Genomic DNA, 15,968 nt, shown 5'->3' with positions numbered 1-15,968 from the left:
CAATGAAGGTTATCGAAGGAAATATCGCCGCTCCTGAGGCGCGCGTTGCTATTGTTGTTGCCCGTTTCAACAGCTTCATCAACGACAGTCTGGTGAACGGCGCGGTGGACGTACTGAAGCGTCAAGGTCAAGTGCTGGACAGCAACCTGACACTGGTAAAAGTGCCGGGCGCGGTTGAAATGCCATTGGTCATCAAGAAGCTGGCCAAGAGTGGTCAATACGACGCCATCGTGGCGGTCGGTACTGTCATCCGTGGCGGCACCTACCACTTCGACCTGGTGGCAAACGAGAACAGCAAGGGCATGGCCCAGGTAATGATGGAATATGAAATTCCCGTTGCCTTCGGTGTGCTGACCACTGAAAACATTGAACAAGCCATCGAGCGTGCAGGTACCAAGGCGGGTAACAAGGGTGCAGAGGCTGCACTGGCAGCGCTCGAAATGATCAACGTCCTGAAAGAACTGGACGTGTAACGAGGAGAAGTACATTGAAACCGTCTGAGCGCCGTAAAGCCCGCCATTGCGCCACCCAGGCCATCTACCAGTGGCAGATGACCAAGGCTAACGTGGGTGACATCGAAGAGCAGTTCAAGATCGATCAGGACACCAAGGGTGTAGACCTGAACTATTTCCGCGATCTGCTGTTCGGGGTAGCCCTCCACTGCAACGAGCTGGACAAGGTGTTCGCACCTTACCTCTCCCGTCCGCTGGAAGAAGTGGACATGGTGGACAAGGCGATCCTGCGTCTGGCGACCTACGAGCTGACCCGTCGTGATGATGTACCGCCGCGCGTGGTCATCAACGAAGCGATCGAGCTGGCCAAAGCTTTTGCTGCCGATGACAGCCACAAGTTTGTCAACGGTGTACTGGACAAGGTGATCAAGTCGCTGAACAAGCGTTGATCCTGCTGTCCGTCAGCATCTAAGAGAGGAGCCAGCTTATTGCTGGCTTTTTACTGTATGGGTGAATTTGAGCTGATTGATAAGTACTTCAAGGTCCCCCACGCCCGCAAGGACGTGGTGATGGGCCCTGGAGATGACTGTGCCCTGCTGACCCTGCCCCCCGATACCCAGCTGGCGGTGAGCACCGACACTCTGGTGAGCGGCGTACACTTCTTTCCCGACATGGATCCGGTGGATCTCGGCTACAAGGCGCTGGCGGTCAATCTCTCCGATCTCGCCGCCATGGGGGCCGAGCCGCGCTGGGTATCGCTGGCGCTGACCCTGCCTGCCATCAACGAAGGTTGGGTCGCCGGTTTTGCCGAAGGGTTTCTGGAGCTGGCCGAGTACTACAATGTGGCGCTGGTGGGCGGGGACATGACCCGCGGGCCGCTCTCCATCACCATCTCGGTGAAGGGATCGGTGCCTGCCGGTCGCGCCCTGATGCGCAGTGGCGCCAAAGCGGGTGACGGTATCTATGTGACCGGCACTTTGGGGGATGCCGCGCTGGCGCTTTCCCACCTGCTGGGCAAACGCACCCTCAACGAGAACCAGCTGGCTGCCGTGCTACCACGGCTCGACCACCCCCATCCCCGCATTCTGGCCGGTCAGGCGCTGCGCGGGCTGGCGGGCAGTGCGCTGGATCTCTCCGACGGTCTGGCATCGGATCTCTGCCATATCCTCAAGGCCTCCGGCGTGCGGGCCCAGATCGATCTCGATCTGCTGCCGCTCTCTCCGGTGCTGCAGGATGCGGTGAGCGAGCAGGAGGCGTGGCAACTGGCGCTGGCCGGTGGCGATGACTACGAGCTCTGTTTTACCGTACCGGAGGAGCACCGCGGCGCGCTCGATACGGCGCTGGCTCACAGCGGGGTCAAGTTCAGCCGCATCGGCCGCATCGTGGCGGGTGAGCCGGGCATCGACTACCTGCGTGGCGACCAGGCGGTCGAGCTGCAACTGAAAGGGTGGGATCACTTCGCATGAGTTTGTTCAGGATAAAGCCCGAGCTGACACGACTGGATCTGAAAAATCCGCTTCACTTTTTGGCGGTGGGATTTGGTTCCGGTCTCAGCCCCAAAGCGCCGGGCACCATGGGCACCCTGGCGGCGATTCCGCTCTATCTGCTGGTGAGCGGGCTGCCGACCTATTGGTTTATCGCCCTGCTGGCGGTTGGGTTTGTGGTCGGTATTCGTATCTGCCAGAGCGCCACCGATGCCATTGGCATGCCGGATCACGGTGCCATCGTCTGGGACGAGGTGATCGGTTTTGGCGTCACCATGATCGCCGCGCCAGCCGGTTGGGAGTGGGTGGTGGCGGGCTTCGCGCTGTTCCGGTTGTTTGATGTGCTCAAGCCCTGGCCCATCTCCTGGTTTGATCGCCGGATCCACGGTGGCCTGGGCATCATGCTGGACGATCTGATCGCCGGCCTGTTCGCCCTGTTTTGTATGCAATTACTGGCATTCTGGCTCGGTTGAGAGCCACCTTCCGGGGGATGACCGTTCTGGCATCCCCCGATTTATATCTGCTTAATTTTCATTCATCGGCATATGCTGCCGTTTATCATCCATTTCACATAAATATTCACTACTCATTCGGGGCTGGTGATTGTTTTGGAAATAGTGATAAATTCTGCTTGTTGCGTTGTTGTTGAAATTAAAGTAATGATACCAATAGATGTACGGACGTACCGGCCATTTGTGTGATGAAAATCATCATTTATCTCTGCCGAATTGGTGATTATCTGCACAAAACATTGCGGAATTGTATAACTCAATCATTTACACCCGTGGTCAAACCGTCTAAGTTACTCGCGGGTTATTCCAAAAAAATGCAAAAAACCCGCCCGGATCGCTGGTTTCGCTGCCTCATGGATTGAGCAAATATTGCCCAAGGTAACAACCGGCATCTGCGGCTGATTTACGGACGAATTATTTGGGACGGATGTCCCCCGCAGAGGTAAACATGTCCTTGCTCGAAGTAAAGAACTTGCGGATCGAGTACCCCTCCCGCTACGGGGTACTGGCCGCGGTGAAGGATCTCTCTTTCTCTATCGAAAAGGGTGAGATTGTCGGGGTGGTCGGTGAATCCGGCGCCGGCAAGTCCACCATCGGCAACGCCGTTATCGATCTGCTGAGCCCGCCGGGTCGCATCGCCCGTGGTGATATCTATCTCAATGGCGAGCTCATCTCCGGCAAGAGCCAGAATCAGATGCGGGCCATCCGTGGCTCCCGTATCGGGTTCATCTTCCAGGACCCCATGACCTCCCTCAACCCGCTGTTCACCGTTGAGCATCAGCTGGTGGAGACCATTCTGGCCAATACCGACCTCTCTCGCGAGGCGGCTTTTGCCAAGGCATTGGAGCTGATGGGGGCGGTGGGTATCCCGCAGCCGGAGCTGCGCATCAAGCAGTACCCGCACCAGTTCTCCGGTGGCATGCGTCAGCGGGTGGTTATCGCCATCGCGCTCTCCTGCGATCCGGAGCTGATCATCGCTGATGAGCCGACCACGGCGCTCGACGTATCCATTCAGGATCAGATCCTCCAGCTTATCCGCGCCCTCTGCAAAGAGCGTCAGGTGGGCTGCATGCTGGTGACCCACGACATGGGCGTGGTCTCCAACGTTACCGACAAGGTGGCGGTGATGTATCGCGGCGATCTGGTGGAGTTCGGCCTGACCGAACAGGTACTGGGCAGCCCCAATCACCCCTATACCCGCAGCCTCATCTCGGCGGTGCCCCGCTCCGATGTGAAGCTGGTGCGTTTCCCGCTGGTCTCCTATATCGAGGATGCCAGTGCGCCGGATACCAATATCGACCTCAAGACCCACTGGCTCGGCCAGAGTCAGGACGAGCGTGCCTATGAAGGGGCGCTGCTGCGGGTGGAGAACGTCGATCTGAAGTTCGTCACCAAGGACTCCATCTTCCCGAGCCGCCGCCAGTATGTGCGTGCCTGCAACAACATCAGCTTCGAGATCTTCGAGGGTGAAACCTTCGGTCTGGTGGGGGAGTCGGGCTCCGGCAAATCGACCATTGCCCGCGCCATCACCGGTCTCTATCCGCCTGATACCGGCAAGATTTTCTTCGAGGGGATCGATCTGACCGCTCTCAAGAGCGAGCGCGAGCGTCGCCCGCTGCGTCGCCAGATGCAGATGGTGTTCCAGAACCCCTATTCCTCGATGAACCCGCGGATGAAGGTGCGCGACATCATTGCCGAGCCGATCCGCTTCCATCAGCTGGCGAGCAGCGAGAGCCAGATCGAGGGGATCGTCGGCGATCTGCTGGATCACGTGGGTCTCGGTCGTGGTGCTGGCCTCAAGTATCCCCACGAGTTCTCCGGCGGTCAGCGCCAGCGCATCTCCATTGCCCGCGCCCTGGCCACTCGCCCGCGCTTCCTTATCTGCGACGAGCCGACCTCGGCGCTGGATGTGTCGGTGCAGGCCCAGATCCTCAACCTGCTCAAGGATCTGCAGCAGGAGCTCAAGCTCACCATGCTGTTTATCAGCCACGATCTGCCGGTGATCCGCCAGATGTGCGACCGCATCGGGGTGATGCAGCACGGTCATCTGGTGGAAGTGGCCGAGACCGAGAAACTCTTTACCAATGCCGAGCATGAGTACAGCCGCAAGCTGATCTCCCTCATGCCGGAGTTCAAGGGAATGTCCCGCGAGGGGCTGGAAATCGCAAGCTAGGAGAGCGCCGGTGCGCCGGTCTGCTTGTCAAAAAAAGTGTCATAAGAAAGCCAAAAGCATGGAGAACAAGATGAAGAAAGGATTGTCCAAGATTGCCCTGGCGCTGTTTGCCGCCGGTTTCGCCTTCAGTGTCTCAGCCGCCGATATCAAGGTGGGTGTCGCTTCTGACGCCACTTCGCTGGATCCGCAGGAGCAGCTCTCCGGTCAGACCCTGGAGATGTCGCACCTGGTATTCGATCCCCTGATGCGTTACACCCAGGACCTGCAGTTCGAGCCCCGTCTGGCCGAGAAGTATGAGCGTATTGACGACAAGACCGTCCGCTTCCACCTGCGCAAAGGGGTCAAGTTCCACTCCGGTAACGACTTCACCGCAGACGACGTGGTGTGGACCGTCAACCGCCTGAAATCCTCCGTCGACTTCAAGGCGATCTTCGATCCCATCAGCGAAGTGAAGAAAGTCGATGACTACACCGTCGATCTGATTACCGCCAAGCCGTTCCCGCTGGTGCTGCAGACCGTCACCTACATCTTCCCGATGGACTCCAAGTTCTACACCGGCAAAACCGAAGCGGGCAAAGACAAGGCCGAGATCGTCAAAAACGGCGACTCCTATGCCTCTACCCACGTCTCCGGTACTGGCCCGTTCACCGTCAAGTTCCGCGAGCAGGGCGTGAAGCTGGATTATGCCCGCAACGCCAACTACTGGGATAAAGCTTCCAAGGGTAACGTCGAGAACCTGACCGTGGTGCCGATCAAGGAAGATGCGACCCGTGTTGCAGCCCTGTTGGGTGGCGACGTGGACATGATCTATCCGGTTGCGCCGAACGATCTGGAGCGTGTGAAGAATGGCAAGGACTCCCAGCTGGTCACCCTGTCCGGTACCCGTGCCATCATCATCGAGCTGAACCAGAACACCAACCCGGCGCTGAAAGACAAGCGCGTGCGTCAGGCGATCAACTACGCCATCAACCAGGTGGGCATCGTCGAGAAGATTAACAAGGGCTTCGGTACCCCTGCTGGTCAGCTGAGCCCGAAAGGCTATGCCGGTCATAACGAGGCGCTGGTGCCCCAGTATGATCTGGCCAAGGCCAAGGAGCTGATGAAAGAGGCCGGTTACGAGAAAGGCTTCAAGATGACCTTCATCTCCCCGGCTGCCCGCTACGTCAACGACGTCAAGATTGCCCAGGCTGTTTCCGCCATGCTGGCCAAGATCAACATCAAGGTGGATCTGAAGACCATGCCGGTGGCCCAGTACTGGCCGGAGTTTGACAAGTGCGCCGCTGACATGCAGCTGATTGGCTGGCACTCCGATACTGAAGATACCGCGAACTTCTTCGAGTTCCTGACCTTCACCAAGGATGCCAAGACCGGTATGGGCCAGTACAACTGCGCCGGTTATGCCAACGCCGAAGCTGACAAGATGGTGATGGATGCCAATGCCGAGACCGATCCGGCCAAGCGTGCCGAGATGCTGAAGAAGGTCGAAGCCATGCTGATCGAAGATGCTGCCTATGTGCCGTTGCACTGGGAAGATCTGGCCTATGGCGCCAAGAAGAACGTCGACATCAAGCCGGTGGTCAACGTGATGAACTTCCCTTACCTGGGTGACCTGGTGGTCAGCAAGTAAGAGAACGTCGCAAGGAAGGACGGGGCGGGGTGGTCAGCTGGCCACTCCGCCCACTAACAGAAGCCTGTGCCACGACACAGGCCACGTAGAAGGACAAGCATGTTTACATTCCTGCTGAAACGGTTCTATCAGGCCGTGATAGTGATGTTCGTCATCAGCCTGGTCGCCTTCTCCATCCAGGATAACCTGGGTGACCCGTTGCGCGAGCTGGTGGGACAATCCGTCTCCGAAGCCCAGCGTCACGAGTTGCGCGAGAAGATGGGCCTTAACGATCCCTTCCTCATCAAATACAGCCGCTTTTTGAAAAATGCGGTGCATGGGGATTTGGGCACCTCCTATTTCTTCAAGCGACCCGCTCTCGAGGTGATCCTCGACAAGCTGGTGGCTACCCTTGAGCTGGTGTTTGCCGCCGCGCTCATCATCGTGGTGGTCTCCATTCCACTCGGTGTCTATTCGGCGATCCGCCCGCGCAGCATTCCCACCAAGATCATCATGGCGGGGAGCAGTATCGGCATTTCGATCCCGGTGTTCCTGACCGCCATCATGCTGATGTATCTCTTCTCCATCCAGCTGGGCTGGCTGCCGGCCTATGGCCGCGGCGAGACCCGTAACCTGCTGGGCTGGGAGTCGGGCTTCTTCACCTGGGACGGCATCCTGCACCTGATCCTGCCGGCGGTGTCGCTCTCTTCCATCATGCTGCCGCTGTTTATCCGGCTGGTGCGCTCCGAGATGCTGGAGCAGCTCTCCTCCGAGTACGTCAAATTCGCCCGCGCCAAAGGGCTGGATAACAACAAGGTCTACTATCAGCACGCCCTCAAAAACACCATGCTGCCGGTCATTACCGTCGGCGGGGTGCAGATCGGCACTATGGTGGCCTACACCATTCTGACCGAGAGTGTGTTCCAGTGGCCGGGTACCGGCTTCCTGTTTCTTGAAGCGATCCACAGGGTCGATACCCCGCTGATCACCGCCTACGTCATCTTCGTGGGATTGATCTTCGTGGTGACCAATACCCTGGTCGACCTGCTCTACGGGTTGATCAACCCGACCGTTAACCTGACTGCCAAGGGGTAAGCGCATGACTAATGCTGTAACTGCAAGCCCAAGCCGTTGGGCACGATTCAAGAACTCTGACATCGTCTACTACTTCCTGCGGGACAAGGTAGCCATGTTCAGCTTTGCGGTGTTTGTGGTGTTCGTGCTGGCGGCGCTGCTGGCGCCCTGGCTCGCTCCGCACAACGTCTATGACCAGACCAGTTTTGATCTGATGGATGCCGAGTTGCCCCCCTCCTGGCTCGAAGGCGGCGAGGAGCGCTTCTGGCTCGGTACCGACAACCAGGGGCGGGATATCTGGAGCACCATCCTCTATGGCGCCCGTATCTCCCTCACTATCGGTCTGTTTGCGGTGGCGCTGCAGCTGGTGCTCGGTATCGTCATCGGTCTGATTGCCGGTTACTTCGGTGGCCGCATCGACAACCTGCTGATGCGCTTTGCCGATGTGCAGTTGTCGTTCTCCACCATGATGGTGGCGATCATCATCTCCGCCATATTTCAGGCAACCTTTGGCTCCGAGTTCTACTCGAAGTTCGCCATCATGATGCTGGTGGTGATCATCGGTATCGCCGAGTGGCCGCAGTATGCCCGTACCGTGCGCGCCTCTGTGCTGGCGGAGAAGAAGAAGGAGTATGTGGAAGCAGCCAAGGTGATGGGATTCCGTGCCCCGCGCATCATGTTCCGCCACATTCTGCCCAACTGTTTGTCGCCCATTCTGGTGATCTCCACCGTGCAGGTGGCCAACGCCATCATGAGCGAGGCGGCACTCTCCTTCCTCGGTCTGGGAATGCCGGTTGATCAGCCCTCGCTCGGTTCGCTTATCAGCGTCGGCTTCAACTACATCTTCTCCGGCTCCTGGTGGATCACCGCCTTCCCGGGAATCTGTCTGGTGGTGCTGGTGCTGGTCATCAATCTGCTGGGTGACTGGCTGCGGGATGTGTTTAACCCCAAGATCTACAAAGGTTAACGCGGGCCGACTCTGAGGCGCCGAGTCGCAGCTGTCAGGTCATTTGGATGAAAAAAATCCGAAACCGGTTTAGCCGGTTTCGGATTTTTATTGGTCTTGAGCAGACAGCTTGTTGATTGCACACCCATCAGTAGTGCGGCGGCGGAGTCTCTTCGGCCATGCTGGCAATCTGGCTGGGCTGTACGCTTTGCAGTTTGTCGATCAGCAGCTGGATCTGGTATTTGAGCCGATCGAGTTCACGGCCCTGAGTGGTTACCTCGTCGTTGAGCTGCTCTATGGTGTACTCCGCATAGGCGAGACGGGTTTCCAGGGTTTCGATGCGATCGTTAAGTTGCTGACTCATGGGCCTTCGGGTCCTTACTTGATTGTCCAGATTTCGGCCAGACCACTGGAGCTGGCACTGACAAGGTGGCTATTGTCGCGCAAAGCGACGCCGTAGACCACTGCGCTGGGCGGTTTCACCTTGGGTTGCGGCGAGACGCGCCAGCTCTGCAGCAGGGCACCATCGCTCACTTGCCACAGGGAGAGCTGACGGGAAGGGGCGCCGGTGATGAGCCACTTGCCATCGTTGGCAAAGCGGGCGCTGGTGTAAACCTCGAAGCGGTGATCATATTGCAGCTGACTCACCTCTTTGCCGGTTTTCAGATCCCAGATGCTGGCCCGGCTGCTGTCGGCGGTGAAGGCGTAGCGGCCGCTCGGCTCCAGTCTGGCCATGATCACTCGGCCACCATGGTTGAAGCGCCAGATCACCTGCCCGCTACGGGTATCCCACAGATAGGCGCTGTAGTCGTTGCCGCCGGTCAGGGCGTAGCGACCGTTGGCGGAGAGATCCACCGTATTGACCTGTTCGGTGTGCCCCAGAAACTGCAGGCGACGGCCGCTTCGGGTGTCGAGCCACTCAGCTTTGCCATCTTCCCGCCCGATCAGCACATAACGACCGTCTGCAGAGAGCGCGATGTCCCTCAGCCTGGATTCAGGAAGTGAGTAGTAGCCTTGTGATTGCCCGTCGTTCAGCCGCCAGGTAGCAAAGGTGTCTGGGGTGGCGGTGACGGCATGGCTGTTGCCTTCGGAAAAGCGGGTAATGAATACCAGATCTTCCGCCGAGTCGGATTGCTTCCAGCGCCAGCGTTGACGGTTCTGTTCCAGATCCCAGACGATGATGCCCTGGCTGATGCTGGAGACGATGGCCTGCTTGCCATCACTGGAGAGATCTGCGGTCAGCAGACCCGTGCTGGCGAGGGTCATTTGCTGGTTGGGTTGGGAGCTTTGCTCGCAACCGGTGAGCATTAAACAGAGGCTCACCAGATAAATGGCACTTTTTATCATTTTTGCGGTCTCACGCTTTTGTTACCTGCGATCACGGCGTTAGTATAAGGCGCTTATCACGATAAACCTCTCATTTCACGATGGAACCGAGAGCGGTATTTGGAGTTTGGAGAAACTGATGAACAAATTTCTGAAGGTGTCCCTGTTGGCGGCGGCCGTTGCCGTCGGTCTGACTGCTTGCCAAAAAGACGAGAAGCCTGCTGCGGCCAATACCGCCGAAGTGAAGGCAGAAGCCAGCAAGCCGGCAGAGGCGACCAAGGCCGAAGCCAAGAGCTTTGAAGAGCAATCTGGCTACGCAATTGGCCTCTCCATGGGTCGTTACATCGCCAATACCCTGGAGCGTCAGCAGGAACTGGGCATCAAACTGGACAACGCCGTGATCCTGAAAGGGGTGACTGACGGTCTGGGCAAAGAAGCCAAGATGACTGATGAAGAGATCCAGAAGGTACTGCAGGATTACGACGCCAAGATCAACGAGCTGACCAAGGCCAAGGCCGAGAAAGACGCCGTTGAGAATCTGAAGAAGGGCGAAGAGTTCCTGGCTACCAACGCCAAGAAAGAGGGTGTGAAGAGCACTGAATCCGGCCTGCAATACGTGGTCGAGAAGATGGGCACTGGCGCCAAGCCGAAATCTACCGATATCGTCAAGGTGCACTACACCGGTACCCTGACCGACGGCACCAAGTTCGACAGCTCCGTCGATCGCGGCGAGCCGGCTACCTTCCCGCTCAACCAGGTTATACCGGGTTGGACCGAAGGCGTTCAGCTGATGCCGGTTGGCTCCAAGTTCAAGTTCTTCCTGCCGTCCAAGCTGGCCTATGGCGAGCACGGTGCAGGCTCCATCCCGGCGAATGCCGTACTGGTGTTTGACGTTGAGCTGCTGGCTATCGAGAAGCCGACTGCAGACGATGCCAAGAAGTAATCTTTTCTTGTAGTGAAAAACGGCTCCTTAAGGAGCCGTTTTTACTTGTGTATTCCCTGCAATCGCGGGATAACAGAGCTGTCTTGGCGTTGGGTTTGCGCGCGAAAATAAGGCAAAATAGATCGCAGAATCAAATACAAGGATGAGTCCAGTGGCTGAAAATAAATCGCGTGTCCTGCTGGTGGAAGATACCCGTAGTCTGGCGGTGGTCTATGAACAGTACCTGCGCCAGGAGGGGTACGAGGTAGTGCTGGCCGATTGTGGTCAGCAAGCGTTGGCACAGTTGCTGGCAAGTCCTCCCCCCGTGGTGCTGCTGGATCTGGAGCTGCCGGATATGTCCGGTATGGATATTTTGCAGATGATCACCGAACAGCAGTTGCCCTGCTCTGTGGTGGTGATCACCGCCCACGGCTCGGTGGATGTGGCGGTGGAGGCGATGCGCCTCGGTGCCTTCGATTTTCTGACCAAGCCGTTTGACAGCAAGCGGCTCTGCGCCACCGTTCGCAATGCCTTGAAACACCAGCAGTTGAGCTCGCTGGTTGCCCACTATCGGGAGAACTTCGAGCGTAGCTCCTTCTTTGGCTTTATCGGTGCCTCCATGTCGATGCAGGCGGTCTATCGCATCATCGAGAGCGCGGCGCCCAGCAAGGCGACCGTCTTTATCACTGGCGAGAGCGGCACCGGCAAAGAGGTGTGTGCCGAGGCGATTCACCAGTGCAGTCCCCGCAGCGAACAGCCCTTTATCGCCCTCAACTGCGCCGCCATTCCCCACGATTTGATGGAGAGCGAGATCTTCGGTCATGTGAAGGGCTCTTTTACCGGTGCGCAGGGGGATCGCAAGGGGGCGGCCAGTCTGGCTGATGGTGGCACCCTGTTTCTCGACGAGATCTGCGAGATGGACCTGGATCTGCAGAGCAAGTTGCTGCGCTTTATCCAGACCGGCACAGTGCAGCGAGTCGGCAGCGGCAAGCTCGAGACGGTGGATGTGCGCTTTATCTGCGCCACCAACCGGGATCCGCTGGTGGAGGTGAAAGCGGGCCGTTTTCGCGAGGATCTCTACTATCGGCTCCACGTCATTCCCCTCACCCTGCCGCCGCTGCGGGAGCGGGGCGAGGATATCCTGCTGCTGGCGCGTACCCTGTTGCAGAGCTACGCCAAGGAGGAGAACAAACGCTTCAAGGATTTTGATGTCGAGGCGGCGCGAGTGCTGCTCGACTACCCCTGGCCTGGCAACGTACGCGAGCTGCAAAACGTGGTGCGCAATATCGTGGTGCTCAACGACAAGGAGCTGGTGAGCCCGGATATTCTGCCGCCACCGCTCAATGGGGTTCGTCCCCAGCTGCCGGCTGCGATTGCGGCAGCGGTGGCATCGGCTCCGGCCGCCACCGGGGTGGCCAACGGGCCAATTCGTCCGCTCTGGCTGGTGGAGAAAGAGGTGATCGAACAGGCCATCGCCAGCTGTGATGGCAATATTCCCAAGGCGGCGGCCCTGCTCGAGATCAGCCCCTCCACCATTTACCGTAAAAAGCAGGGGTGGGAAGAGTCCAATCGGGCCTGAACCATTTTGCCAGCAGAAAGGGCGGCTAGTGTGCCGCCCTTGCTATTTTGGGGATCAGAGTTTGGCGAGGCGCTTGAGGCGGGCCAGTCGCTCCCCCTCGTTGGCGCTGAACCAGCGGTCCTGCGACAACAGAAACCAGGCGCGGGAGAAGTATTCCGCGGCCAGCGGATCGTCGAGTACCAAGGCATTCTCCCCCAGCTCCTCGAACAGATAACCATCCTCTGGTTCGCCAGCCTCGGCCATATCGGCCTTGAGCTGGTGCAGCTCTGCCAGCGCCTGCTGGTGCTGACCCTGGGCCCGGGTCAGGCGAGCCAGACTCCAGCGAGCGATAAACGCCTTGGCCGGCTGGTTATGTTGTAGATGCCAGGCCAGACACTTCTGCTGCTGGATTTTCGCCTCCTCAAAGCGGCCCAATTCGAACAGGGTCCAGCCCTGATTGTTGTAAAGGGGGGCCAGCCAGCCGCGCACCTTCTCGTCACTGCTGCGTTCCGCCAGCTCCATCGCCAGTTGATGCCAGCGGCTCTGCTCTTCCAGTTGTGCGGCGATGGCGATCATGTGAGCGGCGTCGATGGCGAGATAGGTCTCCTTCTCCTTGAGTCCCCACTGCCAGGCTTGTTCAAACAGCGGTTTGGCGCTGGCTTTGTCGCCCGCCGAGTTAAAGGTGCGGCCTCGTTCCAGCAGGGCCCGGATCCGTGCTCTGGGGGTTGTGTCGGTGAGGCGAGGCTCTATCTCGTCGAGCAGCTGATGGGCTTCGGCAAACTGGCGCTGCAGTGAATGGGTGCGGGCAATTTGGGCCAGCAACTCCAGTTCGAGTTGCAGGTCGGCTGCGGCACGCGCTTCGGGAAGAAGGGTGTGAAAACGCAGGGCGCTGGCGGCGGGATCCTGATAATCCCACAACGTCATGAAATCGGGCGGATTGTCCATTTGGCCTCCTTGCTGGTTATCCTGTCACCAAGATGCCTGCAGGCCATTGTTTGTACAAGGGGCGCCCATCACAGAGCGCCCCTTGAGCCATGCTAACGGTTGTGCCAGCCGATCAGTAGACCATGGCCAAGCTCATCAGCATCAGGCCGAGGGCGGCAAAGGCCCCCTCCTTGATGGCGAGCCTTGGCACCAGCGCCTTGGGCAGGGCTGGAAACAGGCTCAGGGCAAAGCCAAGGCCCGGCATCAACCAGTGGAATGCCGGATCGCGCAGGGTGGGATCGGCGGCTCCATTGATGATGATCAGCAAAATAAACAGGGTGAAGGCGGGGAGGATAAACCAGCGTACCCCACCGGCGGCGACCGCCCGCAGCGGCGAAATGCGATAGAGCAGCATGGTCACAAGGAACAGAACAAAAGGGGCCAGCAGATAGAGCGGAGCGGGGTTCATAACATCTTTCCTGAAAACTGAGCGTCAAAAAACAGGGAGTCCGGTGCAAGAGGCGCGGGATTTAATCACTCTTCGCAGGTAATCACCAGCAGCTCGGGTCCGGGCTGTGAAGAGGATCCCGGATAAAGGTTTGCTAGCACGTCTTAGTGCAACCAGAACCAGGCTGTAGCAAATCCTAGCCAGCTCAGCACCAGCAAGATCCAGGGCAGGGGATGCTGATGGCTTACTTCAACCAGCTCCAGCTGATCGTCTTGCTCTTCGGTTTGTGGCGCCGCCTGTGGCTGCCTGGCTTTGGCCTGCAATTTTTTCTGGCGGCTCGCTTCGCGGGCCCGCGCCTTCATCTGTTTCTTGTATTCGTCGATGCCTTTCTGGATCCCTTGCGCGATAAGCTGGGTCTGTTCCTTGGTCTGCCCCGGCTTCTGGTTGGCACGGGCAATTTTCATCGCCTCCTGCTGGGTCTCGGGGGAAATCTTGTCGTACTTGGCCATCAAATCATCTCCTCGGGCATGGCTGGCTGGGGAGTATGCCATAAAGGCGCGTCCGGGTGGCGCCTCCTTGGTGCGGGATGGGGCAAGTGAGTGACCACTCAACAAAAAACCTGATAAATCAGCAGGAAGCCGGATGTTGGGCCGAAGATCACAATTAGCAGAATTTGTGAGTCATCGATGAAAAATGGTCATCTGTTGTTTGTTATATTGGCGCCCGACCCGCTGGACAGGGTTGATAAATAACAAAACAATCAAGGTGATATGGAAATGAATAATAACTTTATCAAAGGCGGCGTGGCACTGGCCGTGCTTGCTGCACTGACTGGCTGTAATACCTCGAGCAATGACACCGTTGCACCCTGCACCGAAAATGTCTGCAAACTAACCATACTGCACACCAACGATACCCACGGCCGTTTCTGGCACAACGTCGATGGTGAATATGGCATGGCTGCCCAGAAGACCCTGGTCGAGCAGCTGCGTGCGGATGCCAAGGCGGCTGGCAGCGACGTACTGGTTCTCTCCGGTGGTGATGTGAATACCGGGGTGCCGGAGTCCGATCTGCAGGATGCCGAACCTGATTTCATCGGCATGAACAGCATTCGCTATGATGCCATGGCGGTGGGTAACCACGAATTCGACAACCCCCTCAGCGTGCTGGAGAAGCAGCGCAAGTGGGCCCAGTTCCCCATGCTCTCGGCCAACATCTATGACAAGGCGAGCGGAAAACACTACTTTGACCCCTACAAGGTGTTCAAGCTGGAGAGCGGTCTCAAGGTTGCCGTACTGGGCCTGACCACCGAGGATACCGCGCAGCTGGTTGATCCCAACAACGTGCAGACCCTGGAGTTCCGCGATCCGACCAGCGAGGCGGCCAAACTGGGGCAACAGATCCGCAGTAATAAGGAAGCGAACCTGGTCTTCGCCATCACCCACATGGGCCACTATGCCGATGGTCAGCATGGTAGCAATGCGCCGGGTGATGTAGAGATGGCTCGTGCACTGCCGGCGGGTACTCTGGATGCCATCATTGGTGGCCACTCCCAGAATCCGGTCTGTATGGAGCCGGGTACCGCCAACAAGTACGCCAATTTCAAACCGGGTGATAACTGCCTGCCAGATCAGCAAAACGGCACCTGGATCATGCAGGCCCACGAGTGGGGCAAGTATGTGGGTCGCGCCCAGTTTGACTACCAGAATGGCAAGTTGACCCTGACCAGCTATGAACTCATTCCGGTCAATCTGGCCAAGCGTGATGCGGCAAATAACAACAGCGCGATTAAAGATGCCAATGGTAACGTTCAGTTTATCCAAGATGAAATTATCAAAGACCCCGAACTTTATTCCACCTTACAAGTATTCCAGGAGAAGGGAGAGGCCGAGTTAGGTGTAAAAATTGCCTCCACCGATGGCCTCCTGCTGGGGGAGCGTAAAAATGTTCGCTATATGCAAACCAACTTGGGACGGCTTATTACGACAGCCACTGCCGAAAAACTGGGTGCCGATTTTGGCATCGTGAACTCGGGTGGTGTGCGTGCGTCCATACAGACAGGCGATATTACCTACCGCGATGTGCTCACCGTGCACCCCTTCGGCAACACGGTTAACAAGGCAACCATGAAAGGTGCCGAGCTGGTCGCTTACCTTGGTAAGGTCGCGACCTTGACCAGCGGCGGCTATCCCCAATTTGGCGGCATCAACATGGAAGTCAATTGTGGCGCCAAGAGCGTTACCATTGCCTCCATAGATGGCAAGGCCTTCGATGCTAATGCAACCTACAGCTTTGCCATCCCGAGCTTCAGTGCGGCGGGTGGCGACAAGTATCCTGTCATCAACACCATCAATGCTGGCCTGGTCGATGCGGGTGTAGTGAAAGAGTATCTGGAAGCCAAGCAGAACGTCCATGTCGCTGACTACCAGCCTGCGGGTGAAGTGACTTTCATTAACAACACGGTCAACCCGGCCAACACCAACAACTGTGGTAAGGACCCCATGGGTAACTGATAATCGTTGAAGCAAAAAAGGGCCAAGGCC

At 57.9% G+C, this 15,968-nt stretch carries 16 protein-coding genes; 11 read left to right on the top strand and 5 right to left on the bottom strand.

From position 1 onward, the window contains the following. Positions 1-2 precede the first annotated feature (2 nt). The 8 genes from ribH to ACTG2W_RS08805 all read left to right on the top strand — a co-directional run bounded on the left by ribH (position 3) and on the right by ACTG2W_RS08805 (position 8,268). A complete protein-coding gene (gene ribH, locus ACTG2W_RS08840) occupies positions 3-473 on the top strand; it encodes a 6,7-dimethyl-8-ribityllumazine synthase (RefSeq protein WP_274160181.1) in 471 nt (156 codons plus the stop codon). A gap of 14 nt (positions 474-487) precedes the next feature. After that, entirely contained in the window at positions 488-901 is a 414-nt protein-coding gene (nusB, locus tag ACTG2W_RS08835) for a transcription antitermination factor NusB (protein ID WP_033137762.1), read from the top strand. Positions 902-958: 57 nt separating this feature from the next. Beyond that, a complete protein-coding gene (gene thiL, locus ACTG2W_RS08830; protein ID WP_106842574.1) occupies positions 959-1,918 on the top strand; it encodes a thiamine-phosphate kinase in 960 nt (319 codons plus the stop codon). Continuing rightward, entirely contained in the window at positions 1,915-2,409 is a 495-nt protein-coding gene (locus ACTG2W_RS08825; RefSeq protein ID WP_021230380.1) for a phosphatidylglycerophosphatase A family protein, read from the top strand. Before thiL ends, ACTG2W_RS08825 begins: the two co-directional genes overlap by 4 nt. Positions 2,410-2,896: 487 nt before the next feature. After that, positions 2,897-4,621, top strand: a complete 1,725-nt coding sequence (locus ACTG2W_RS08820) for a dipeptide ABC transporter ATP-binding protein (protein WP_106842303.1) — start codon at positions 2,897-2,899, stop codon at positions 4,619-4,621. 70 nt (positions 4,622-4,691) lie between these two features. Beyond that, positions 4,692-6,248: an ABC transporter substrate-binding protein gene (locus ACTG2W_RS08815; protein ID WP_106842304.1), complete on the top strand. Its 1,557-nt coding sequence runs from the start codon at positions 4,692-4,694 to the stop codon at positions 6,246-6,248. Between the two features lie 99 nt (positions 6,249-6,347). Then, positions 6,348-7,322, top strand: coding sequence for an ABC transporter permease (locus ACTG2W_RS08810; RefSeq protein ID WP_005349514.1), 975 nt, complete (start codon positions 6,348-6,350; stop codon positions 7,320-7,322). A gap of 4 nt (positions 7,323-7,326) precedes the next feature. Then, on the top strand, positions 7,327-8,268 hold the full coding sequence (locus tag ACTG2W_RS08805) for an ABC transporter permease (protein ID WP_019445927.1): 942 nt from the start codon (positions 7,327-7,329) through the stop codon (positions 8,266-8,268). A gap of 127 nt (positions 8,269-8,395) precedes the next feature. On the opposite strand, the gene ACTG2W_RS08800 is transcribed toward ACTG2W_RS08805, so the two are convergent. Continuing rightward, entirely contained in the window at positions 8,396-8,611 is a 216-nt protein-coding gene (locus tag ACTG2W_RS08800; protein ID WP_005335285.1) for a SlyX family protein, read from the bottom strand. 14 nt (positions 8,612-8,625) lie between these two features. Then, positions 8,626-9,594, bottom strand: a complete 969-nt coding sequence (locus ACTG2W_RS08795; RefSeq protein WP_005349516.1) for a hypothetical protein — start codon at positions 9,592-9,594, stop codon at positions 8,626-8,628. A 118-nt stretch (positions 9,595-9,712) separates the two neighbouring features. Between ACTG2W_RS08795 and fkpA the strand changes: the two genes are divergently transcribed. Next, complete coding sequence (gene fkpA / locus ACTG2W_RS08790) at positions 9,713-10,516, top strand: FKBP-type peptidyl-prolyl cis-trans isomerase (RefSeq protein ID WP_106842305.1); 804 nt, start codon at positions 9,713-9,715, stop codon at positions 10,514-10,516. 151 nt (positions 10,517-10,667) lie between these two features. Then, positions 10,668-12,074 (top strand): sigma-54-dependent transcriptional regulator, encoded by a 1,407-nt coding sequence (locus tag ACTG2W_RS08785; RefSeq protein ID WP_005348258.1) that lies wholly within the window; start codon positions 10,668-10,670, stop codon positions 12,072-12,074. A gap of 54 nt (positions 12,075-12,128) precedes the next feature. On the opposite strand, the gene ACTG2W_RS08780 is transcribed toward ACTG2W_RS08785, so the two are convergent. The 3 genes from ACTG2W_RS08780 to ACTG2W_RS08770 all read right to left on the bottom strand — a co-directional run bounded on the left by ACTG2W_RS08780 (position 12,129) and on the right by ACTG2W_RS08770 (position 13,934). Further along, on the bottom strand, positions 12,129-12,998 hold the full coding sequence (locus tag ACTG2W_RS08780; protein ID WP_106842306.1) for a tetratricopeptide repeat protein: 870 nt from the start codon (positions 12,996-12,998) through the stop codon (positions 12,129-12,131). Positions 12,999-13,110: 112 nt separating this feature from the next. Continuing rightward, on the bottom strand, positions 13,111-13,446 hold the full coding sequence (locus ACTG2W_RS08775; protein WP_005335280.1) for a hypothetical protein: 336 nt from the start codon (positions 13,444-13,446) through the stop codon (positions 13,111-13,113). A gap of 143 nt (positions 13,447-13,589) precedes the next feature. Next, positions 13,590-13,934, bottom strand: coding sequence for a DUF2956 domain-containing protein (locus ACTG2W_RS08770; protein WP_106842307.1), 345 nt, complete (start codon positions 13,932-13,934; stop codon positions 13,590-13,592). A 267-nt stretch (positions 13,935-14,201) separates the two neighbouring features. On the opposite strand from ACTG2W_RS08770, the gene ushA reads away from it, so the two are divergent. After that, positions 14,202-15,938, top strand: a complete 1,737-nt coding sequence (gene ushA, locus ACTG2W_RS08765; protein WP_106842308.1) for a bifunctional UDP-sugar hydrolase/5'-nucleotidase UshA — start codon at positions 14,202-14,204, stop codon at positions 15,936-15,938. Positions 15,939-15,968: the final 30 nt, after the last annotated feature.

The organism is Aeromonas sp. 96A (genome assembly GCF_051919165.1).
Taxonomy (GTDB): domain Bacteria; phylum Pseudomonadota; class Gammaproteobacteria; order Enterobacterales; family Aeromonadaceae; genus Aeromonas; species Aeromonas veronii.
The sequence above is the reverse complement of the archived record's forward strand: the minus strand, read 5'-3'. Positions and strand labels throughout refer to the sequence as shown.

Excerpts from the sequence above, each read along its gene's own strand:
- ribH (WP_274160181.1), top strand. The coding sequence starts at position 3 with ATGAAGGTTATCGAAGGAAATATCGCCGCTCCTGAGGCGCGCGTTGCT.
- thiL (WP_106842574.1), top strand. The coding sequence starts at position 959 with ATGGGTGAATTTGAGCTGATTGATAAGTACTTCAAGGTCCCCCACGCC.
- ACTG2W_RS08825 (WP_021230380.1), top strand. The coding sequence starts at position 1,915 with ATGAGTTTGTTCAGGATAAAGCCCGAGCTGACACGACTGGATCTGAAA.
- ACTG2W_RS08820 (WP_106842303.1), top strand. The coding sequence starts at position 2,897 with ATGTCCTTGCTCGAAGTAAAGAACTTGCGGATCGAGTACCCCTCCCGC.
- ACTG2W_RS08815 (WP_106842304.1), top strand. The coding sequence starts at position 4,692 with ATGAAGAAAGGATTGTCCAAGATTGCCCTGGCGCTGTTTGCCGCCGGT.
- ACTG2W_RS08810 (WP_005349514.1), top strand. The coding sequence starts at position 6,348 with ATGTTTACATTCCTGCTGAAACGGTTCTATCAGGCCGTGATAGTGATG.
- ACTG2W_RS08805 (WP_019445927.1), top strand. The coding sequence starts at position 7,327 with ATGACTAATGCTGTAACTGCAAGCCCAAGCCGTTGGGCACGATTCAAG.
- ACTG2W_RS08800 (WP_005335285.1), bottom strand. The coding sequence starts at position 8,611 with ATGAGTCAGCAACTTAACGATCGCATCGAAACCCTGGAAACCCGTCTC.
- ACTG2W_RS08795 (WP_005349516.1), bottom strand. The coding sequence starts at position 9,594 with ATGATAAAAAGTGCCATTTATCTGGTGAGCCTCTGTTTAATGCTCACC.
- fkpA (WP_106842305.1), top strand. The coding sequence starts at position 9,713 with ATGAACAAATTTCTGAAGGTGTCCCTGTTGGCGGCGGCCGTTGCCGTC.
- ACTG2W_RS08780 (WP_106842306.1), bottom strand. The coding sequence starts at position 12,998 with ATGGACAATCCGCCCGATTTCATGACGTTGTGGGATTATCAGGATCCC.
- ACTG2W_RS08775 (WP_005335280.1), bottom strand. The coding sequence starts at position 13,446 with ATGAACCCCGCTCCGCTCTATCTGCTGGCCCCTTTTGTTCTGTTCCTT.
- ACTG2W_RS08770 (WP_106842307.1), bottom strand. The coding sequence starts at position 13,934 with ATGGCCAAGTACGACAAGATTTCCCCCGAGACCCAGCAGGAGGCGATG.
- ushA (WP_106842308.1), top strand. The coding sequence starts at position 14,202 with ATGAATAATAACTTTATCAAAGGCGGCGTGGCACTGGCCGTGCTTGCT.